Here is a 23,229-nt window from a genome sequence, read left to right on the forward strand (position 1 = left end):
CAGATCTCGAAAACGAGGAAATGACGCGCTGTTTCCGTAAGTGCCCTGACAAAAGACTTCTCCTTCATTGTCCAAACTGGGTAAGGTCAAACCCTCTCGGGCACGCCCCGCCAGCTTGATCTGCTGAATAATCGTAGGCTTGGACCATGCACCGACACTCATTGTGCGTCTTGGTCTCGTCGGCCGAACTCTACGAAGCGCTACCCGGCTACATAGACAACGCCGTCTCGCAACTCGAGCTGATCCGTGTCAACGCCGTGTTGGAGCCCCTGGTTGAGTCGCGCTGTGATGCCAGCCGTGCGCCGTTTTCCGCCGAATGTTCGTATAGTCTCCCGGTGCAACTCATCAATGGAAACTCCTCCTGAAAGCCGGACAATGTCCACCATAGCGTTGCGAATCTCCACGATACTGATGTACTCCGGCTTCCTATCGATTTCAGGCCCGTTGGTCCGGAATTCGAACCAGCTGTCCCGGTCAATAGATGCATCCCAAATGAAACCGTCCGAGTCGCAGCGATGGACGTCGTTGTCCAATACGTCTAATACCGATTTCGCCCGCTGCGCGCTGACTTTATTGAGGTTGAACGCGGCGCAGGCAAGCTTGGCCAGCCGTTCCCGGTGAATCGGTCCCTCAGCCTCGACGATGGCCCGGATCGTCTCACGGACAGCCTGCACGGACCTGCGAGAATGCAAGCTATCCAGAACCTCGACGTTGCCGAATCGTTGCACGTCCCACGGCTTAAATTCGGCTTGCTGACGGTCGTCGGTGCCAGTGAATTGCCCAAGGATTTGAGTTGCAGGAGCCAGCAACGACCCTTCAGCCAATGCTTGCTCTTGGCTGAATAGGTCACCTGCCCGATCATCTGGGAAGTGTGCAACAGTCAGGACACTCAAGGGCTCAAGCTCATCCTCCGCCAATCCGAGAGACTCGGATTGGGACGTAGCGGAACCAGAGTCCGCCTGCTTGAAAGCCTGCTCAAGCTTGTCCAGCACTTCGTTCCGATCCTTGATCCACGCCGGCAGCCAGACCCTCTGGACTGACGGCCAGCGCATCATGCGGGTGAGGACGTCCCCCGGTAGTCCGTCTCTGTCTCCCGCTGTGCGGCGGGCCGCCCAAGCGGGGCTGTCAAGAAGGATTGCCATTGCCGGGCGGTCCGGGGACTCTTGGGACGCGACGCTGATGTCGACTTTGAAGTCGGACAATCCAATGTCCGTAGCGACAACAAACCCGCGGTCCCGCAGCGCGTCGGCAACTTCCTCGCGATGTAAATCCACCCCAATGGCGCGGCGACCATCATATGGGAGTGCACCGGTGCCTTGTTCAGCAAGGTCCAGGTAAGAACGCAAATGCTTGATTCCCACAGAGCTCGTCTCCTCGGCCCGCAGCTCTGAAGGGCTGAAACTCGAGAACACGATCACCTGCTGTCGAGCACGAGTCACGGCCACGTTGAGGCGCCGCTCACCACCAGCTCGGTTCAGCGGGCCAAAGTTCAGAGGCAAGTACCCCTTATCGTTCTTGCTGAAGCCTGTGGAGAAGAGGATGACATCCCTTTCGTCGCCCTGAACGTTTTCAAGGTTCTTCACGAACAAGCCTTCAGCGTCCTCGTCCAACGCCTTCATGATCCGGGGATCGTCTGTGTCGCGAAGCAAGCCTTCTATAAGTGCCCGCTGCTGCAAGTTAAACGTCACCACACCGACCGACGGTGCGCCTACGGAATCCCCGTCGAAGCGCCGCCGGACCTCCGCCACTACGGCCCTGGCCTCGATGGGGTTGGTGCGAAGCACCTTCGACGGCCCAGACCTGTGGAACTGCCCGTCCACCCGGACGAAGTTGACGCCGTGGCCGCGTAGCCCGGGATCCGGCGCCCCGTGCGATGGCCCAGGAAAGGACGAGAGCTTGCTGTCGTAGTACTGCTGGTTGCTGAAGGCGATGAGGGACTCGTCCTGGCTTCTGTAATGCCAAGACAGCCACTGTCGGGGTACCCGTGCCTCCACGCACTCGGAAAGGATGGATTCCATATCCTCGACGGCCGTGATGTCGTTCTCGACCTCATCCACGGAATCGCTAGAGGATTCGGCGAAGGAGGTCGGGGGCATCTGCTTGCTGTCCCCCACGACCACCACGGAGGCACCCCGGCCCATGGCGCCAACAGCGTCCGCCACACGTATTTGCGAGGCTTCATCGAACACCACAATGTCGAACAGATCTGCCTTTGCGGGAAAGAACCGCGCCACGGAGTCGGGGCTGACCAGGGTACACGGCATGATTTGTGTGACGAGATCGGCGTAGTTTTCCATGAGCTTGCGGACGGTCATCCCGCCGCGCTGCCGCGTCAGCTGACGTTGCAACTCCCCCATCCGGCCAGAGTTCGACGACGACGACACCCGCCTTCCGGTAACGACCTTGGCAGCAAGGTTACGTTTCAGTAGCTCGCGGACGGTTGCCGCTCGCGAGGTGAACCGCTCGATGTTGCGTTCGTGGGCATGGGAATCAAAGTCCTGCAGGCCGGTGGCGAGACTGCGTTCTTCGAGAGAGCTCTCGGCGAGCCCGCGTTCAAAGGCAGCTGCTGCGCCGTCTGCGTCCAGAAGACCGTCGAGAATCATAGTGCGTGCCCCATGCAGTCCCACGGACCTGAGCGGTTCGATGCGCTCTAAAAGCTCAACCCAGCGCAGCAGCGGGGCCGAACTGTCGGCATCCAAGCGCCGGCTCGCGCGAGTGTCTGCCCAGACTTGCAGAAAGCCAACGTCTCTCACCCAGCTCTTGAGCCCCGACTCCGGGACGGCGGGATCTTCGTGAAGGCCTCCCACGCCTGCCCTAGCTCATACAGCCATCCGACAATGTTTTCGTGCACGGGCGGTCCGTCGTTGAGGAACGTGCGCAGTGCCCTCTTGAACGGGAGATCGCCCTTCCCGTTGTTCGGAACTACTGCCTCGGCCGCCCAGCGCAGCCAACCCAATCGGTGGTTCAACGCCGCCTGCCCGGCTTCTGTTAGCGGGTTCCACGAGTGCGGCACGGAGACGCCAGGCACGGTCTGCGCTTCGTTTTGGAGTCCCCGGATTTGCTGCTGCGCACGAACCAGGTTCTCAAGCAGCGGGACCAGCTCCTTGTGCCGAATCCCTGCGCCTGGGTGCACAACGCTGTCCAGTTCAGCCGCGACAGCCAGTAGTCGCTTTTTCCGTCCGAAGAAACCGGTCGCAGCGGCCTGCGCCGCGCGTGCCAGGATGTCCTGCAGTGGAAGGTCCATAGCCTCCGGCGCTACCTGCTCGAGACCCGGGTGATTGACCGCGGCGAACGCGGCCACCAGCTGTTCCAGATGGCCGGCACCGCTAGACCAGTTCCCGGACCGAACGTCGTCGAGCGTTTCCAACGGAACGCTCCTGTCTTTCAAAAGGGCGGCGAGGGTCGAGACGTCGGACGGCTGCACAGCGGAGAAGACAACCTGCGGCAGTCCCTCAACGGGGCGGACGGCGTCGAGCGCCGCGTCGAGACGCCTCCCGATGGTCAGCAGCTGGTCCGTCTGCTCCTGTCCGGCGACAGCCGCGACAAACCGCCACGGATGGTCCTTACCTGGGCGCGCTCGGTCGGTGTACTCAGGCAGCTCACGCAGAACACTCCGGACCGGCTCCAGGGTGGAATCGTTCGCTGAGGCGGTGAAGTCTGTACCAAGCGGAATCGCTGGATCGTCGGGCTCGTAGGTGAGCGCCTTTGTGCGGGCGCTGTAAAGGGAGAGATGCGCGCCGTTTTCCTCATGCAGGTTGCTAGCATAACGAATGAGACCCCGGCGGGCGGCGGCCAGGTCCGTTGAGGCAGTTCCGAGCTGCTGGGCATCCGAATCCAGTCGGAGTTCCAAGGCCTTTTTTATCTGGGCGCGGACCACGGCAGGCTTGCTGCCTTTGTCGTGGAGGTCCAGAGAGAACGGCCCCATTCCTACCTCGTCAAGGCGCTTCTGCACCACCTCGAGTGCGGCTCTTTTTTCGGCAACGAACAACACCCGCTTTCCTTCGACGATCGCGCGCGTCAGCAGGTTCGTGATGGTCTGGGATTTCCCCGTCCCTGGAGGTCCTTCCAGGACGAAGGTCTGCCCGGACACCGCCGACGCGACTGCTTGAAGCTGTGATGAGTCAGCCGGAATGGGGCATTGCGCAGCAAGTGCGTCGAGATCGACGTCGTCACGCACAGTAACGGCTTCCTGGAACACTTCCGTGGGGGTGCTGATGAGGTGGTGCACCAGCTGGTTCTTGGCGAACTGTTCCCAGTTTTCGTCAAGATCCTTCCAGAGCCGGAACTTGGCGAACTGGAGCATGGACAGGTCCACGGTATTCTCTACCCGGAAGGCGAGCCCCTTGGCCGAGACGGCCTCGCGGACCGCATTGAAAGCTGCGTCGAGATCCATTCCTGAGCCATCCTCAACCGGCTCGGACAACCCAGGAATCCGCAGCCCATGCGTCAAAGCAAGCTTCTCAAGCAGGCAGTAGTTTGGAGTGGACTGGCCAGCTTCGTCCAAGGTCACGCGGTAGAGCCCCTGCTTCCCTGCAGAAGTCAGATTGACCGGTACAAGGACCAACGGCGAACGGAGGGTACGGCCGTCGAGTTCCCACATAAGGCTCCCGAGAGCCAGGTAAAGGTTGTTGGCGCCGGTTTCTTCGAGCTGCGTCTTGGCTTTGTAGGCCAGACCGCGCATCTTGGTGCTGTAAGCATCTTCGCTGACCTCTGCGAACACTGCCTTCTTGGAACTGAGCAATGCGATGAGCTCATCCTGGGGCAGATCACGGCCAAAGCGGATACCGCGCTCTTGGTGGACCGCGCTGATCTGAGTGGAAGGGAGCAGGCTGATCGGCGTGCCGTTGTTGATAAGGTCCTCAAACGAGCCGATCCACGAGCTCGGTACGGCAAGTGGGAAGCGTGCGGTGTCGGTGAAGTTGATCAGCCGGTTCCGCAAGCTCAGGTCCAGGAGCGCGTTTTTCCACTGAGCGACACGAGGCGGGATTTCGCTTGCGTGGCTACCGGCACGGACGACATTGCCTTGCTTCTCGGGGAGTGCAGGCGCCACCTTCGTTTCGGGAACGTAGGCGGTCACCACCGGAGTCCCAGTCTCAGAAGTGGTCCGGGCCGGCAATGGATAAATGCCGTCAAGCCGAGCGCGGCGGATGTCCGTTACGGCCTGAATCTCGTCGTTGCCCGATTCGATGTATTTGACTATGGGCGCGTTCCGCAACGCGGCAAGAGTGATGGGCTGGCTACCCGTGAGCAGTGTGGTCTCGATAAGACCGATGTAGCCTCGTTGGACGAGGCTGACGAGTTGAGGAACGTCGTCGGAGGCTGCTGTAGGCAGTACACCTTCTTCCCGCCAATATCCCAAGAACGCGTGGCCGTCCACAAGCCAAAGCAGTGGTTTGATGTCGCAGAATTCCAAGGCAGCGGCCAGGACAATTGTGGTGTCGAGGCACGTACCGAGCCGATCCTCGAGCACCTGCTCCGGGGTGCGAACCGTCTGCCCCTGGACTCCCCAGTTGGTGGGCGGCAAACTATAGCGGATGTTCCTGATGCTAACAGCTTGGGAAAGTGCGAAGACGATTTCGTCGACGCGATCGGCGCCTTCCGTATAGCCGCCAAGGCTGCTATTGCCAGTAGCAGCGGAGAGGAGGTCTGCTGCCTCGGAGACAAGCTTGCCGACTGCGGGGTGGTGCGGCTGAACGTAAGCCGCCAAGAATTCGTATGAGACCAGCCCGTTGCCTGCGATCCAGAGTTGTGCCGGAAGGAGGTCGATGCGGACCTCCGCCTTGCCGATCTCCGTGGTGGCCTCTCCGGCGCCGGATCCAACGGTCACGACAACTCTGCCGGATTGCTTGTCTGAAAGCTCGTACATGGTGTTGGGCGAAACCGACACGTCCACGTCGTCCAGGACGACGCTCTGGCCAGCGGCAAGGTCAACGTATTGTTGGAAGTCCTCAGAAATCCTCCCGGCAGTGGACAGAACCTCTATCCGAACCACCGCGCCCCGGACTTCCGTGCCTGGATTGGTGATCTTGATCTGCCGGACGAACTTGAAACCGTTGTGGGCCATTGCGTAGCTCAGCGCGTCAGCCGCAGTAATTTCCAGGAGGATCTGGTGTTGATTGAGAGGTTTTCGGCAAGCTCGCTGGGCGGCGATTCGTGGAGCTCTTCCGCTTCGCCTCCGACGGCGGTGGCTTCGGAGCCGTTCCCGACGGCCCCCTTGTCCCTGGTCTTGTATTCCTCAAGTAGTTCGGAGACAGTTTGCTCAGCGTCGTCGAGTTTCAAGCACTTAGCTAACCGGCCCGCCGTGTCCAGGGCGCGGTAGGTGTCTGCATTGTCGAAGGCCTCATTGTGGGCCCAGAGGTTGCGCATCTGGCGAAGTTCGGAGGTGTAGCTGCGGGCGTCGTGCCCCGGGTTGAAGGGGTAACCGAGCGAGCCGAGAGATTCGGTCATGACGCGCAGTTGAACGCTCAGATCCGTAGCTGCATAGCTTTTCGGAGCTTTACCCGCGCTGGCATCTTTGTGCTCAAGAAGTTTGGTCCACGAGATTCCTGGTGCCAAGGTACTCAGATGGGCACTGATGTAGGGGCCAAGACTCGCCGCCAAAGTGTCCAGAGCACGGCCGACGTACTCGCGGTTCGAAAGCCCCATTGTGTTCCCCAATCTTCGGCACCACTGCCGACCGTTGACTCAGCTCAGAGTAGTGCCTTGGTTGGATCACTCCCAAAAGGATGAGCGTCGGGCCGTCAGCTCCTCAATAAGCTGTCCAATTCACACAGTGCCGAACCCTCCTCTCTCAGAGTTGACCACCGCGACACGCTCCAGGGCACCGACGCCGTCATCGGGAGCTATATTCTTAGGGCACTATGAGTAATAATCCCGTCGCCATTGCCGCCCCGTATGGTCGGAAGAAGACCGCTAGATCCATAACTGTCCTGGATCTTTTCGCTGGCGCTGGCGGGTTGACACAGGGCTTCTACGCGGCTTCTCCGCGATTCGTCACTGAACGGGCTGTGGAGTTCGAACCGGCAGCCGCCGCATCGTTTGCTGCAACGTTCGGCGACAAGGTCTATCCGGGACCGATTCAGGACTGGTTGGTGAACGAGACTGTTCCGGAAGTTGACATTGTCATCGGCGGTCCTCCTTGCCAAGGATTCTCCCAGCTCGGCAAACAAGACCCGGACGACGTCAGAAACCAGCTTTGGCGACCGTACGCTGAAGCGCTTCGCCGGGCCAAGCCGAAGTACTTCATCGTCGAAAACGTTCCAGCTTTCGGTAAGTCGCAACAGCTTCAGGACTTCCGCGACGCCATTGGCGAGGATGGCGCCATCGGTGATTACTCATTTCAATGGCACGTCCTGAATGCGGCAGATTATGGGGCGCCCCAAGCGCGCAAAAGAGCGATCCTTATCGGGCATCGTCGGGATCTAAGTTTCCCCGGTTTCCCGATGCCGACACACATAGGTCGCCATCGTACTGTGCGGCAAGCGCTAAAGAATGTCATTTCCGAGGTGTCGGCGACGACGCTCCCGGAACGCACGACACAGTACGCCGGTCGGAACTTTGCCGGCCCCTTTCGCACCTCGGAGCTTCATCTGAGCCGTGATTACGCGGAGCTTTCTCTCAACAGATTCGTGAACATACCCGCGGGTGGCAACCGATTTGACCTGCCGGAGTCCCTGCTGGCACGGTGCTGGAAGGAGCATAAGTCGGGCTCCGGCGACGTGATGGGGCGCATGCATTGGGACCGCCCTTCGGTTACGGTGCGGACCGAATTCTTCAAACCCGAAAAGGGCCGGTACTTGCATCCGACGGAGCACCGGGCAATCACGCATCTTGAGGCGGCCAAGCTGCAAGGATTCCCAGACGACCGGCTGTGGGTTGGGTCCAAAACCGCAATCGCCAAGCAGATTGGCAATGCGGTTCCGACGGCTCTGGGACGTGCCATCGCTGAGCAACTCCTGCTCCATTTCTAGACAGTTCAGCCTGTCAATCGGGTCGACAACCGAGCTTTCGCATAAATGTCGCTTCCGAATGGTAAATATTGTCATGAAGACTTCGGCGAGTGCCGAGAGCATTATCTCGATGTGGGGGATGGAACCAATGATGGTTCGGGAGTCATGGGCCGGAACTGCTTCGCCGCTGAGCAAGTTCGTTGCAGCAGAGACTGAAAGCGCACTCAACGCATATCGGGCTCGTCCGGACCTCGTTCGGGAACATAGCAACATCGAGGCGGCCATCTCGCAAGGTGGATATGGTCGAAAGCAGCTCAACGAGCTTGTCCAAAATGCAGCTGACGCCATAAAGGAACCCGGCGGCCGCATCCGAGTGGTCCTGACAAAGGAGGCTCTGTACTGCGCGAACGAAGGGGCACCTTTTACGGCGGCTGGCTTCAGGACGCTGATGCTGTCTCACTCCTCAGAGAAACGTGACGACGAGATCGGCCGATTCGGTCTTGGATTCAAATCGGTCATCCAGATAACCGCAGAACCCCGGATATTCAGCCGCAGCGGATCGGTTGCATGGAGCCAAGATCAAAGCCGACAGCTCCTCGAAGGCCTGTACCCGGGCCTTGCTGCATATCCGATTCTGCGCTTGGCCACTCCCGTGGACCCCGATGTTGAAGCTGCCCACGACACCATCCTGTCGGAGCTTTTTGAATGGGCCACAACTGTAGTCAAGCTTCCTTTGACTGGCAGCGTGAGCTGGTTGTCAGAGGAAATGAAGAAGTTTCCCGAGGAGTTTCTGCTCTTTTCCGACAAGATTAGCTCCCTGGAATTTGATGACAGGGTCCAAAACTCGTCGTGGGCTTGGACAGCTGCGCGCGACGGCAGCCGTGTCAGCCTCACTAACGGAACCACCAGCAGCCAATGGCTGATTTTCAAACGAAATCATGAGGTCAGCTCCCAAGCGGCGGTCGAGGCTGGAAGCGTAGTTGCGCGACAAAGTGTTGACGTGACTTGGGCTGTTCCATTTACGGGCAACCATCGACGCAAGATGGGCAGGTTCTGGAATTACTTTCCTACTCAGCATGAGACTTCGCTTCGCGGCATCGTAAACGCGGCGTTCAAAATGAACGAAGACCGACATAGCATGCTGGAGACCCTGTACAACCGGGAAATTCTCACTCGGACACTTCCACTTATGGTGGCCAGCGCCCTTAAGGATCTGCGGACACCGGAAGACCCCGGGCTGTTTCTCGATATTCTCCCCTCGCGGGACAAAGAGTCGAGTTCGTGGGCCGACTCCGTGATCAATAAGCCCATCTTTGAGATTTTGCCATTCGCCCCTTGCCTGCCGGACCGATCAGGGATGCTGAAGCGCCCTAGCGAAATCAAAGTTCAACCTGTACTGGATGACGCTACGCGTCTCATCGCTCTGTGGGATTCGTGGGTGGGGAGGGACCGTCACTGGCTGCACTCGTCAGCATTGCAGGGACGGGAGTCCCAAGTCATGCGCATTCTAAAGGAAGCGAACCTCAAGCGGGCTTCCGTTGAGGAATGGCTGGAGGAAGTCGTCGCAGGTGGCGAGCTTCAGGACTATGAGAACGCGCTTCAGCTGGCCGCCCTTATCGATAAGTCCTACAGCGAATACCAGCCTGCGATGCGACGCAGCCGCATCGTCCTCATGGCCGACGGCAGTGTTCAGCCGCCCATCACGTCCCGAGTCTTCTTGCCAATGGGCCCGGACGATGAATCGCCGAACGTTGTTTCCTACGAACTAATGCACCATGGCAGCGCCAACAGCTACCTTCGTTCCTTGGACCTTCAAGCCCAAGATGGTCGGGGAGTCATAAGCCGGGTAGCCAACGAGGTCGCCGAGAATTACACCGACGCGGAGCTGGCGGAATCCTTGTGGCGGCTCTCCCGGTCCCTTCCTGTCCCTGAGAGTCTTGGCATTATCAACGCTCGGACCACGCCAGCCCGGATTCTGGTCCGGTGCCGGGATACGAAATGGCGTCCACTTGGGGACGTCTGGATTCCTGGCGCGCTCATCCCCACTTCAAATGTTGGAGACGAGCACTTGCTCGTCGATGACCGGTTCCACGGCAATGACCTGGCACTCCTGAAAAATCTGGGCGCGCGGACGACTCTGGGCGAAGCCAAAATGACCCGCAGCGGTTCGGCATACGAACTTTGGAGGTCTGCGGAAGCAAGCAGGATCTCCTCCGAGTCCCGCACCGGTCCTGCCCCCATTTCGGAGGCGGGTATTCGTTTCACCCAAGCCCTGACCACCGATGGTCTCGACCTTCTCGTCAACGCGTCAGCTACGACGCGGGCGAAGGTGACCCGCACTCTCCTGAGCCGACCGCAATATCCGACAAAGATCGAATTCACGAGTTCCTTTCGCGGTGCAGACCGGATCGACGGACCCGATCTCTGGTGGGTTAAGCAGCATGGCTCACTTGAGACTCCGCTGGGATTGGTAGACACCAAACACTGTGTCGGCGCTGTTGAAAGGATTCCGAGCGACTATCTCCCGTATCCCGGCCATGAGGAGTCCACTGCTCTTGGCCTTCCCACAGCCGTGGGTGAGGTCAACTGGACCTACGTCCTATCCCTGGCTGAAGCCAAGTTGCCCATGCAGAAGCTCCACGAGCTTTACGGCGTCCTGGCGCTCCGCGGAGTCCGTGCCCCCAAAGAGCTGGTCGTACCTCTCGGCGCGGATCGAAAGACTCGATACTTGACGTCGGAAGTCGTCCTGGCCTTGGATTCCGACAGCCGCGAATTCCTGGTGAACGTTGCGTCCGCACCGGCGCTCTTTACCGGGAATGAGGAACTCGACGGGGCTTTGAGGGAGAACTGGGGTGTCGACGCCACCACCGTTGAATTCCACATGTCGGTAGATGTAACCCCCAAGGTCGGCGAAGACGCTCAGAGCATCAAGAGTTTGTTCCCGTTTCTCAAACGGGCGGCTGGAGAAGTAGCCGTTCAAACAGTGTGCGTGCCATGTAGTGCGGTCAATGAGGTTCGCACTAACAGCTTCGATTCCCGGTCGGAGGCGATTCCGAAGGCGTCCGTCCTGCAGGAGGGGGTCCTCTACTATCGGGCCCCTCAAACCGAACAAGCTCTGCTGACGACCATTTTGGGTACATTCGGAAGCAAGCGTCCTGCCTCGCAGGTCATGCAGACAATGCGCCAGCTCAAGAAAGACGATGAAGCCCAGGCTCGCATCCGACGTGTCAGCAAACAAAAGACAGATGCAGGGAAGATCGCCGAGTTGGTGGGCCGTGAGACCCTTCGGAAGCTCATTCCAGTCGCCGTCATGAAAATGCTTGAGGCTAGAGATTTGGAACTTACTGACGAACGCATGTTCGAGATCGTCAGTAACTTGCATGGCAGTAGCCTCCTCAAAGTACTCAAGCCGGCACTGTCCGAAGCAGGCATTGAAACACCCGACCAATTCCGTGGGGGCCGGACAGCCCAAGAGTTCGTCAAGGAACTAGGCTTCTCCCCCGTCATGGCGGGCGAAACAATCAAGAAGAAACCGGAGCGCGAGGAGTTCGTTGGGCCGGTGGGTTTGAACCCCCTTCACCAATACCAGGAAACAACTAGCAAAAAGATCGTCGACCTCCTCGCTGGCGCCACCAAGCACAGCCGTGGTTTGGTTCAGTTGCCCACTGGTGCCGGCAAGACTCGCGTCGCCGTTGAATCCGTTATCCGCGATATCAAAGCGTCACCGAAGGACAACCACCGGCTGGTCATCTGGATTGCCCAATCTGAAGAACTCTGCGAGCAGGCTATCGAAACGTGGACCTACGTCTGGCAGGCGGCGGGAGTTCCCGGCGAGCGAATGGCGGTGAGCCGTCTGTGGGGTGGGAATAACGCCATCCGGGAAGAAACCAAGCTGCACCTCATCGTCGCAACCATCCAGACACTCGCCAGCATCCAACAGAATCGTCGCCCGATGTATGAATGGATGTCCAACCCCGACTTGGTCATCGTTGATGAAGCCCACGGAGCGACTGCGACGTCGTACACTCCGGTTCTAACGTGGTTCGGGCGCTCGTTCACGGAAAAATCTCGCTCACTGCTCGGTCTCTCGGCCACGCCCTACAGGGGCACGAACGAGAAGGAGACTGAGCGGCTCGTTGCCCGATTCGGGCGAAACCTCATCGAGCCAGATGAGTTCAGTGCAGAGAGTGCCCACGAGTATCTCCAGAGCATGGGCGTCCTAGCCAGGGTGAAGCATGAGGAGCTGAAGGGTATCGAGCTCAAGCTGAAGGACATGCGCTCGGTCAGGGATGAAGATTCCCAGAGTGCCATGCTCGAGGCCCGGATCGACCTGCAGCACGTAGCGGACAGCACGCAGCGCAACGAAGCGATCCTTGACCACATCAAGGCATCCGAGACGAAAGGTCCGACTCTGGTCTTCGCGGCTTCGGTAGAGCACGCAGAGGCGCTCGCAGCCGTTCTATCGGTTGAGGGCATCCCGGCAGCCGCCATCTCGGGAAAAACGGACCTTGGCCACCGGCGTTCCATTATCGAGGATTTCCGCAGCGGAAAGATCCGCGTGCTGACCAACTTCGATGTGCTGACCCAGGGTTTCGACGCTCCCAAGGTCGACGCCGTATACGTTTGCCGGCCTACGTTCTCGCCGAATAAATACATCCAGATGATCGGTCGCGGGCTCCGCGGACCGCTCAACGGGGGGAGCAAAGAGGTCCTGATCGTCAACGTCAAAGACAACCTTGATCAGTACGGCGAAAAGCTGGCGTTCACTCAGCTTGACTACCTCTGGAAGGTCGATGCGTAGTGCTCGCTGAGATTGAACTCGACGAAAGTCAACTAGCCGTAGCGGAAGCGGAGCCTGATGCGCGAATGTTCGTCACGGCTGCTGCGGGACAAGGGAAGACCGAGGTTCTGCTGGCTCGGGTAAAGACCCTCGTGGAAGATGGCCTGAATCCTGCAGACGAAATCCTCGTCCTCAGCTTTTCACGGGCTGCTGTGGAGGCTGTCAGGAAACGGGCACGGATCCATGATCTCGATGGACTCCAAATCCGAACCTTCGACTCCTTTGCGGCGCAGATTCTGATCGATATGAACGAAGAGACTCTGGGCGACAGCTTTGACGCCCGGATTCGAAAAGCCACGAAATTTATCTCTGGGGAAGAAACCCCCGATCGAATCACGTACCTGAAGCACATCATGGTGGACGAGGCGCAGGACGTCGTCGGTGATCGCGCCGAATTGGTGAGAGCACTTTTTTCCGCGGGCGGTGACGAACTCGGTGTCACCGTTCTCGGCGACTCTCTGCAGGGTATTTACGACTTCCAGTTGGACGAGTCTGAGTCGAAGCTTAGTTCTAACGAGTTCATTCAATGGCTCATCGCCGACTTCGGGGCGCAGCGCGAAACGCTCGAGCACCACTACAGGGCGGAGACGGAACGAACGAAAGAACTGATTTCTGTTGGTGACGCGATCAGAATGCTCGACGCCACCGAAGAAGTTGACGTCGAAAAGGCGCACAGACTGCTCGACGACTTCCGGCTGCAAATGTGTAGCACGTCAGTGCTCCACGAGTCCGGGGTTCTTAGCCCATACGGGGCAGGCACGACAGCCCTCCTCTGTTCGACGAATTACGAGGTCCTCGTTGCGAGCGAGCTCCTCTGGGAAAAGGGCTATCCGCACGTGATTCGGCGCAGGGCACAGGAGATGAGCGTCGCCCCCTGGGTGCACCAGGTCTTCAAAGATCTGGAAGACCGGACCTATGACTCAAGCGAGATTGGGGCTAGGCTGCAGGAACTATTCGGCGATGATGCTGGCGATCTCTGGCTCGCGTTGAAGACTGCGGAGGGCAATTTCGCGACCTACGACTCACTGAACGTGCCGCAGCTCAGCCAGCGGCTCCGTAGCCGATCCGTCCCTTTGACCCTGACCGTGGATGATGCATCGCCGCTAGTCATTTCGACCGTCCACCGGGCGAAGGGGCTAGAGTTCACGAACGTTCTGTACCTCCAACCACCATCCGGTGCGCCAGCGGCAAAAATAAACTCGGACACCTTGAAGCAGAAATACGTGGCTCTAAGCCGTGCTCGCGAGGAGATTATTTCCACCAAGCTCCCGAAGAACCTACTCAAACGGATGGAATCCATAAACGGGCGGTGGCTGGAGAAGGCGTACGGAAAGAACGGGCTATACACCGACCGAATGGAATTCATTAATTCGGACATTGACGATGTGTCCCCTTACTACCCGGCAACCGGCGACGCCCAAGGGGTGCAGAACAACCTCGTTCTCGAGGATCTTCTAGGGGAGATCGTGTCCGGAACCCTCCAGGGACATGAACCTGGCCCCGGCGAGGTCCCGCGGTACGTTCTCACTACCGGCGATGGAAGGGTGCTAGGTCGAACTAGTCAGTCGTTTGGATATGACTTCAAAAAATGCTTCGGTTTCAAGTACAGCCGCAACTGGAAATGGCCCGCAGCCTTCACGGGGGCGCGGGTGACCTCGATTGAATGCGCTACCGGACACCCGGAAGAAACCAGACTTTCGGGTCTAGGATCCTCTGGCATGTGGCTCGTGCCGCGCCTTACCGGTCTTATCCGTCAGATCCGCGACTAGGAGAATTCATTGTCAGTCTTGAATGCCAAATACGAATTTCGGCGCGAAATGGTCGACCGTCTGGTGACTGATCTGTACGGTCCGGCGTCTGAGGACGAATTGATCACCGAGCGGCCCCTCGAACGGTATGTCACCGGTGTGTTGTGGCCGGCGGCCGATGACAGCTACGTTGAGGCTCCAGATGAGCCCGAATCCGTTTCGGCTGTGTCCGGAGAAGCCTCCGTCGACAGCCCGATAGCGAACGCACGGCTGACCTACCCGAGCAGCATAGGCATGACGGTCTCAGTCGACACCCGGTTATCGTCCTCGCTTCAGGTCTCACCCGCCGCGGCCCGGTATTCGCCCGTGCAAACCGATCGCCAGAGCGGAAGCAAAAGGCGTGACGTGTATGACTGGCAGAGGCAGGCAGCCGACTTAGGTCCGGTTGACGTTGAGCTGGATTCGCCAGGTCCTCAGCGCCATTTACTCGAGGGGGGCGCGCTCGAACTGTACGCGTTGGTCCGCCAGGCGGTGGACGACGTTGTGACCGTGACTGTCGTCCTCCGAAACACCCAGCCGAAGCCCGGCGCTTCCGAGGACAAAGACGTTTCCTGCTGGTTCCAGGCCGGTCTGGCCGTCCGCACCGAGCAGCCAGCGTTGGTTGATCGTTCCAAGCTTCGCGTAGAGCTCCCCACGGACCCGGATCTGGCTTCCTCAGAATTGCTCTACCGAAACCACATGATTTTCGGCGCCGGTCACGGCTGTGCAGTTGAAGTTGAGGACGACGACATCGAGAACCGGCTCTGCCAACGCGTTGCCACAACCTTTGTCCCCCGGCAAGACGTTCACCGTTCCATGGCTGGCGGAAGCGACGCCAACCTGTCACTTTCGCTTCTGGGTTCCGCGACTCGGGAGGAAGTCGTCGCTCAACTAACCCAGTTGGCGAAGGATTACTCGTCTTGGATCGACACCACTGCAGGCTCAATGACCGCCGACGGGCCGTCCTATGTCCCTGAGCACCTACGGGGCATTGCTACTGACCACATGAATCGGGCCGCTGAAGCGCACAAGAGAATCGCGGCCGGCATCAGCCTTCTGGCGACCGACGACAATGCCTTCGAGGCATTCCAGCTAGCCAACAAGGCGATGCACATGCAGCGCGCACGCCAGGACTGGGTCCGCAAGGGTGCGCAAGGCGAGTTTGCACTTGGGGAACAGGCATGGCGTCCATTCCAGATTGCATTCATCCTCATCAACTTGCCATCCGTCACGAATGATCAACATCCTGAGCGCGACATTGCTGACTTGTTGTGGTTCCCCACTGGTGGCGGCAAGACCGAAGCGTATCTTGGCTTGATCGCGTACCTCCTGCTGCTACGTCGCCTGCGCGACACCACCGTACGCGGCGTCGCCGTGATCATGCGCTACACACTAAGACTCTTGACCATCCAGCAGTTCGAGCGCGCAGCCATGCTCATCTGTTCACTCGAATCCGTTCGGCAGCAGAATGAAGGCCGCATTGGGAATGAGCCTTTCGGCATCGGGCTCTGGGTCGGTGGCGGGGCGACGCCCAACGACATTGGTACAGCCAAAACGAATCTCGCCAAACTGCGGAGAAATGAAGACGTAGTTGAGGGAAATCCTCGACAGATCGAAGCTTGCCCATGGTGCGGAACCCGGCTCACGGTCGATGATTACCGAATCGTCAAGGTCCCCCATGAACGCATGATAGTGAGCTGCGCCAACACGAAGTGCCAGTTCGTGGACGGTCTGCCGGTTCACATCATCGACACAGATGTGTACCGGGAGCGGCCCGAGCTCGTGATCGGGACCGTGGACAAGTTTGCCGGCATGTCCTGGAGGGGTGAAGTCTCCACGCTCTTTGGACGCAACTCGGCGTCCGACCTTGGTCCCGATCTGATCATTCAGGATGAGCTCCACCTGATTTCCGGCCCGTTAGGTTCCACCGTTGGACTCTTCGAGACCGCAGTCGACCTGGCAGCAAGCGGGATAAATCGCCCTGGTGGTCCGGCTCATCGTAAGCCAAAAATCATTGCCTCTACGGCAACAATCCGTAGAGCAGAACAGCAAATCCGCTCCGTCTTCAACCGAGGGTCAAGCCTTTTCCCGCCACCCGGGCTCGACCCGGACGACTCGTTCTTCGCGGAGAAGGCCCCATCAGACGAATACGGCACTCGGCAGTACGTCGGCGTCCTCGCCTCGGGCACCAGTCACGCGACGCTGATGGTTCGCACGTACGCCTCGCTGCTCCACTCCGCCACAGTCATCGATGCCGCAGAGGAAACGGACCGCGACCCATACTGGACGCTCGTGGGCTACTTCAACAGCCTCCGTGTTTTGGGCTCGGCTTATCTTCAGGTCTACGACGACGTTCGCGCCCGGCTGTCCCTGCTGGCAAAACGCGACGAACGCGCCTCGTCCCGAACCATCCAGCTCAGCGAATTGACTAGTCGCGTCGAAAACCACAAAATCCCCGAAGCGCTGAAGTCCCTCGAGAAGAGTTTGATGAGCGGTCTGACGCCAGAGGATGTTGTGCTTGCCACCAACATGATCTCGGTTGGCCTCGACGTGGACCGGCTCGGCCTCATGGCCGTCATGGGCCAGCCTCAATCCAGCGCCGAATATATTCAGGCAACCAGCCGGGTCGGACGGCAGCACCCGGGTCTTGTCGTGACAGTCTTCAACGCGGCCCGGACCCGGGACCGATCACACTACGAGTCTTTCAACGACTTCCACGGGGCCCTCTACCGGGCTGTGGAAGCTACCAGTGCCACGCCCTTCGCAGCCCGTTCCCGCGATCGCGGTCTTCACGCCACATTGGTTTCGGCGCTGCGGATGCTTGTCCCGGAGCTCCGTGGGGTGGCTGGCCAGGTAAGAGTTGAGTCCCATGTCGTCGATCAGATCATGTCCCTTATCGGCGACAGGGTAGAAGCTATCGATCCGGAGGAAGCCGAGGCAACACGCGAGGAGCTAGAGCGGCTCCTGAACGTCTGGCGGAAGGCTGCCCTTGCCGACGCTGATCTGCCGTACCAGGCAACGAAAAAATCCCCGCAAGCACTACTTATCGATTCAAGCAAAGCCCTTGAGGACCCTGACTTCGTCTACAGCACGAGCGCCATCCCATGGCCTACGCCGCGGAGCATGCGCGACGTAGATGCCGAAACTACCCTCCGCCCCGCCCCACTAAGGAAGGACGCCTCCCTTGGCTAAGAAGACATACGCCGCCCGGCGCAGCCAGCTGATCTCCACATTCGGAGTGGGAAGCCTCTTCCCCGCGGAAAACAACAGCTTCATGATCACGAGCATCGACCAATGGGACAAGAAGCATCTCAAGCCGGTCAGCGAACCTCGTCTGGCCCGCAGTCTGCAAGTTTCCCAGCTGCTACTGCCACCGGCTGGCGCCCGGGGCAAAATTCCAGTCGTGCGCTTTCCCCAGATGCTTGTCTGCCCTAAATGCGATCGAATCGGCACAGTTAAACAGCTGCAGGCCTCATACGAGGATCCCAAGTGCGGCCTGTGCAAGTCGCTGGCACCACTGACGCCATCCCGTTTCGTCATCGCTTGCGAAGACGGACACATCGATGATTTCCCATACGCGTATTGGGCCCACGGCTACACTCCGAACGACGACGCCCAGCATCTGCTGAGTCTCGCGTCCGAGGGCCGCACGTCTTCGCTTGCCGACATGGTTGTGCGCTGCTCATGCGGCAAATCTCGGACCATGGCGGATGCGTTCAACTCGATCGCGCTCAAGGAAATGAAGTGCCAGGGCAACCGCCCATGGCTTGGATGGGGCTACCGGGAGCGGGAGTGCGGGAAACCGCCCAAGACTGTCCAGCGCGGTGCGTCCAACGTCTGGTTTCCCGTCGTTCGTTCTGCAATCTCCATTCCGCCCTATTCCGAGTTTCTATCCAAAGTGGTCACGGCCAACGCTTCACAGCTCAGCAAACCACAGGCCCTCGAGCCTGACTCCACCTGGGTGCTCGAAGGAATCGCCGAGAGCTTTGACGGCCGTTTTTCCGTCGACGAGCTCCGTGCCGAGATAAAACGCCAGTTCCACGGAAGTGACGGGATCGAGCTGTCCGAGGACCAGCTGCGCGAGCAGGAATTCATGGCGCTGATGAACGGCCGCCGCGACAGCCCGGACACAGACTTTGTTGCCGAGAAGGTCGCTGTACCCGAGTCCCATAACCACTGGATCAAGGCCACTCGAAAAGTCACTCGCCTGCGGGAAGTTCGGGCGCTGTATGGCTTCAGCCGGTTGCACCCCCGGAGCGAAGACAACCCGGAGGCCAAGCCATCTCCACTGTTTCCTGACGACAACCGTCAGGACTGGCTTCCGGCGATTGAGACCCTGGGTGAGGGTTTGTTCATTGCACTCGACCGGCAACAGGTCGAGGCGTGGGCGGAAACGGACTTCGCAGCCGGACGGGAGAAAACGCTCCGATACAACGCGAAACGGGCAGCCGAACAACGTGGGCAGGACCCGGTCCCGGTAAGCATCGTGGAAACGCTGATTCATACTCTCTCCCACATCGTCATCGACCAGCTCTCGTTGGACGCGGGCTACCCTGCATCCTCCATCCGGGAACGCCTCTACGTCGGACAGGATCAGGTCGGTGTGCTGTTGTACACGGCGTCTTCAGACTCCGCCGGAAGTCTGGGCGGGATCGCCGCCCAAGCTGGTCCGGGCCGCCTGGGCGCTGCCCTCGACGAAGGCCTGTTCAGGACATCATGGTGTTCCGCGGACCCTGTCTGCATTGAGTCCCGCGGTTCCGGCACGGACGCCCGCAACCTGGCCGCATGTCACTGCTGTGTGCTGGTCCCGGAAACTAGTTGCGAACTGTTCAATTCGAACCTCGACCGCGGAACTCTGTTTGGGGTGCATGGGCAGATCGGGCTCGGGTTCAGAGACTGGGCAGAGCTGAATCCCATTCAGTCGTCGACCACCGGTGCAAGTGGTCAGGCCCGCGCCGTCACCGACGACGTCCCTGAAACTGTCCGGCAGAGCCCGTGGCTCACTATCTTTGCTGAGTCTGGCCCAAGCCTGCGAGAGCTGATTTCCGAGCTTGTCGAGGCCGACGTCGAACCCGGCGATTGGGGTGCTGACATCGGCCCAAATAACCAGTGGCAGATCGATCTCTCCTGGACCGGCGCCCGAGTCGCCGTCCTGGAGGACCTAGACGATGAACGGGACGACTGGCTGGCCGAGGAAGGCTGGACGATTTATCACACCGGCGACTTCGCTCCAGCGGATCTCGCCGACAAGCTGGCGGAGAAGGTCTACTGACGTTGTGAGGGGACGGACTCTTCGTCCGTCCCCACACAGATTGAACTCCTGGGCGATACCGCCTAGAGGTGGTGCTTAGTCCAAGAAGTACTCGTAGCTTAGCGGCTTCAGATTCTCCGGTGAGGGCCGCCAATCCGGGTAGACGCTCATCGTCCCATCGTCGGTGGCGATGGAACCGTCGAGGTGGCGCTCCCACTGGATTTCCGCCACCACCGCCAGGTCTGTTGGACCAAAGTCATTTGCGTGGGTAACCTCGTTGCGCGTCAGGATGACTTTTTGGACGTATCCCTGGGAACCCTTGACTTCGATGTGCCGCACTTCGTCACCGCGTGTGGCGAGCAAATCGTATGACACGAAGGCTCCAACGTCCTCCACGCTGTACCCGGCTGCCTCATAGTGCGCGATTGCCTGGCGGACGGCCTGCATCTCGATTGCTTTCTTAAGAATCGGGTCAGCACAGAAGCCCGCGTAGCCCTGCTTGACGCCGTTCTGTCCCCCGACGGGCGGCGAAACAAGCGGAATGTCGAATCCGCCCCAGTCACTGTCAGGCAGCAGCCCGTAGACCGTTTTGATTACTTCCGCGGGCAGCTTGAAGAGATAGCCCTGATTTGGTTTGAGTCCGCTGGTCGGATGCCTCTGGAACGGGAAGTAGATCGTGAGGCCGGCCCTGTCCGCAAAGTCGCGTTCAAGAGCGCTTTTGACGCCTAGGATGTCCTCCTGGTGGTCCGCCCGAAGGTCCGTCAGGAGGTACGGTCGAGGCAGCGCGGTGTAATCCGTCAGAGGAATAGTGTTGGCGGGCTTTCCAAACCAGTCCCCCGCCCGGGGCTGAAGCTCCCCGGCTACGATCGATGCGCCGTACATGCCGGACTTGAACCGCATGGGATTGTTCTTCCCCACCCAGTGGAGAACAACGTCACCAACTCGCACATCGCGCATCAAATCGTAGCGAGGCGTGTCTGGCGCAATGAGTTCGCTTCCCCATGTGTCGACATTGACGATTTCCATCCAGTACCGCTGCGCCGCGTCGCCGTCCCACCAACGGGCTTTTATTGCCGAGCTACTAGACATCTCTCCCCCATCGTTGTTGAGCACCCAAACTACTTTGTACCAAGCAGCTCTGACGGTTTTCCGCTCCACGACACGACAAGCCCGTCCCGAGCTCGTGTGGCCGCTACATAGAGCAGCGAACGCTCGCGCAGGAGGGCATCAGCCTGCTCCGCGGGCGCCAGGTTCTTCAGCTGATATGCAGCCGGCATTGACTGGTCGGACATACCGAAAAGGACCACACGGGTGAATTCCATCCCTTTGGATCGGTGCATGGTCATGACAGACGGCGCTCCCCCCGCAGCGGCGGATCCTGCAATTCTGGCCTCAAGGCCCCGTTCGTTAAGGCCGGTGATTACCTTTCCGATCTGGAAGTTGGCGCGAACCAGGATGCCGACGGTTTCAAGCGGAACGCCTTCGTCCTGCCAGTCCCGCAACGTATTGGAGAGGTTGTCCAGCTCCTCCACATAAGATGCGGCTCCTTGTTCCTGTGGCGGCGGTCCGATACGCGATGATGTATATCCGTTAATGGATTCTTCGCTGCCCTCAATATCCGTCACTGGCACGCCCTTCAGAAGAGCGACGGCGTACGCCAGGTTCTGTTGCGTGGTCCGGTAGTTGAGCGTCAAACGACGCGACCGCCCTACGATCCCGATTCCAAAGCGGGAAAGAGGGACCTTTTGCCCATAGATGCGTTGATGCGAATCTTCGGCGATGAAAAGATCGTCCGGACCTTGCTGAACCAGTTCCCGAAGGAAGAGCCAGTGGCCAGCGTGCAAATCCTGAGCTTCATCGATTAGTACATGATCGGCCAAGCGGGCTGTGCCGTTTTCTCCGCGTTTGCGCAGAACTAAAGCGGCGAGGTGCGCCATTTCCACGAAAGTCGCATGCATTTCGATTCTGTTGTAGTACCTGTAGCCTTCGATGATCTTCCACACCGCGATCCGTTTGGCGCGGTTCAGCGCCGTGCCACGACCGGCACGGGGAACCTTAAGATAGTCATCCTTGTCACTAATGAAGTTCGGCAGCACAACCGTTTCGTATTCCTGCTGCAGGAATGTCGGGTTGGCGAGCTCAGTCTCCAAGTCGTGGTCTACGTCACCGAGCACGGATTCCCATTGTTGGCGGGCGTGATCCGCGTCTAGAATCTTTCCGGGCGCGGCCACCTCAAGGCCGAAGAGATCCTTCATCGACTGCCGCTGTTCTGGCTCAGACGAGGCACGGAAGACTTTGTTGACCAGGGCATCCACGCCAGCAACATAGATACCCGCGGCACCTGGTTTAGAAGCCCGAGGAAGATCGGCGTCAAGTTTGGAAAGACCGGTTTCAAGCGATTCAGCAAGAGTTGTGGTGAACGTCGTCAGCACTACACGTGCAGCAGGATCGGCCTTAGACAACGCCCTAGCCCGATGCAAAAGCACTACCGTCTTGCCCGTTCCGGCACCTCCAGAGAGACGAAAGGAACCGTTGTAATGGCGTTCTGAATAGACACGCTGTTCCGGATGAAGGAACGTGCGCCAGGAATCGAAGTCTCCACCTTCGATGACCTTTTTGAGCTCGTCCGAGTTGTCACCCACGAACGTAAATTGCATCTTGGTTGCCGGGTGCTCCAACGCCTGCTTGATCTTGTCCTCTTCGGACGCCTCCGGATCGTCAACGTATCGGTTCAGGGCAAGCTTGTCCTGAACGTCCGAAATCGAGGTCCCGGCAGCGAGTTCCAGCAGAGCCGTAGCCTGCCACTCGGGAGCGTCGCCCAGGACATCGAGGAGCGCCTCATCTGACGAAGCAGCAAAGGCCCTGTCCACAAGATCACTAGCGAGACCCAGGCTCGAGACAAGCTCAACATGGTCCATGCCACAAGCCGCCAACGGATTCGTCCAGGGCTCCGCCACCGAGCCCGACGCCGGGACAATCTTCTCCACCGGGGTCCCGATCTCAATCCCCACAACAGGCTGATCGACGTCGGTAGTCGAGGCCTGAGGTGTCAGCGCTGGCTCTGACACCGGCGCTGACGCCTTCAAAACTTCCAGCACACCGTTGACAGAGTTCACCTGCAGCACGCTTGACCGGGCAATTTCGATCGCCTGGTCATGGGGCCACGCACCGTAGTAAAAATAGTGCGGGATGTTTTCGAAGGCGACCTTGAACAACACCGCCCGGTAGTTAAGGTCGATCCGCCCCGTCCGCACGCGGGGGTCCGCGGGCATATGCATGGGTTCGATATGGAGCCCGGGCGCGGTGTCGTCCTTCTGGAGCTTTTCGAAAAAGGAATAGACTTTGGCCTTCATCGCGCCGTCGATCTTGTCCTTCTGCTTGATCCATGTCACCAGCGCCATA

At 59.3% G+C, this 23,229-nt stretch carries 10 protein-coding genes; 5 read left to right on the forward strand and 5 right to left on the reverse strand.

Features of this window, described 5'->3' with window-relative positions:
* Positions 1–200: 200 nt before the first annotated feature.
* From QRN59_RS04045 to QRN59_RS04055, 3 genes are all read right to left on the reverse strand, one after another.
* The gene (locus QRN59_RS04045) at positions 201–2,603 is read right to left on the reverse strand and encodes a DUF3320 domain-containing protein (RefSeq protein ID WP_284981223.1); all 2,403 of its coding nucleotides are present in this window, start codon (positions 2,601–2,603) and stop codon (positions 201–203) included.
* Between the two features lie 146 nt (positions 2,604–2,749).
* Positions 2,750–6,064 (reverse strand): DUF4011 domain-containing protein, encoded by a 3,315-nt coding sequence (locus QRN59_RS04050; RefSeq protein ID WP_284981224.1) that lies wholly within the window; start codon positions 6,062–6,064, stop codon positions 2,750–2,752.
* A gap of 8 nt (positions 6,065–6,072) precedes the next feature.
* Positions 6,073–6,645 carry a Swt1 family HEPN domain-containing protein gene (locus tag QRN59_RS04055; protein WP_284981225.1) on the reverse strand — a complete coding sequence of 191 codons (573 nt, stop codon included), beginning with the start codon at positions 6,643–6,645 and terminating at the stop codon, positions 6,073–6,075.
* 215 nt (positions 6,646–6,860) lie between these two features.
* Here QRN59_RS04055 and QRN59_RS04060 point away from each other — a divergent pair, with 215 nt between their 5' ends.
* From QRN59_RS04060 to drmB, 5 genes are read left to right on the forward strand one after another with little or no spacing between them, the layout of a single operon-like run.
* Positions 6,861–7,970 (forward strand): DNA cytosine methyltransferase, encoded by a 1,110-nt coding sequence (locus tag QRN59_RS04060; protein WP_284981226.1) that lies wholly within the window; start codon positions 6,861–6,863, stop codon positions 7,968–7,970.
* On the forward strand, positions 7,936–12,750 hold the full coding sequence (locus tag QRN59_RS04065) for a DEAD/DEAH box helicase (RefSeq protein ID WP_284981227.1): 4,815 nt from the start codon (positions 7,936–7,938) through the stop codon (positions 12,748–12,750). Before QRN59_RS04060 ends, QRN59_RS04065 begins: the two co-directional genes overlap by 35 nt.
* Positions 12,750–14,558: a UvrD-helicase domain-containing protein gene (locus QRN59_RS04070; protein WP_284981228.1), complete on the forward strand. Its 1,809-nt coding sequence runs from the start codon at positions 12,750–12,752 to the stop codon at positions 14,556–14,558. Before QRN59_RS04065 ends, QRN59_RS04070 begins: the two co-directional genes overlap by 1 nt.
* 9 nt (positions 14,559–14,567) lie before the next feature.
* Positions 14,568–17,768 (forward strand): helicase-related protein, encoded by a 3,201-nt coding sequence (locus QRN59_RS04075; protein WP_284981229.1) that lies wholly within the window; start codon positions 14,568–14,570, stop codon positions 17,766–17,768.
* Positions 17,761–19,848, forward strand: coding sequence for an MrfA Zn-binding domain-containing protein (gene drmB / locus QRN59_RS04080; RefSeq protein WP_284981230.1), 2,088 nt, complete (start codon positions 17,761–17,763; stop codon positions 19,846–19,848). Before QRN59_RS04075 ends, drmB begins: the two co-directional genes overlap by 8 nt.
* A gap of 75 nt (positions 19,849–19,923) precedes the next feature.
* On the opposite strand, the gene QRN59_RS04085 is transcribed toward drmB, so the two are convergent.
* Positions 19,924–20,916: a protein NO VEIN domain-containing protein gene (locus QRN59_RS04085; RefSeq protein WP_284981231.1), complete on the reverse strand. Its 993-nt coding sequence runs from the start codon at positions 20,914–20,916 to the stop codon at positions 19,924–19,926.
* A gap of 29 nt (positions 20,917–20,945) precedes the next feature.
* On the reverse strand, positions 20,946–23,228 hold the full coding sequence (locus tag QRN59_RS04090) for a 3'-5' exonuclease (protein ID WP_284981232.1): 2,283 nt from the start codon (positions 23,226–23,228) through the stop codon (positions 20,946–20,948).
* Between the last annotated feature and the right edge of the window lies 1 nt (position 23,229).

The organism is Arthrobacter sp. efr-133-TYG-118 (assembly GCF_030209755.1).
In the GTDB taxonomy this organism is placed as follows: domain Bacteria; phylum Actinomycetota; class Actinomycetes; order Actinomycetales; family Micrococcaceae; genus Arthrobacter.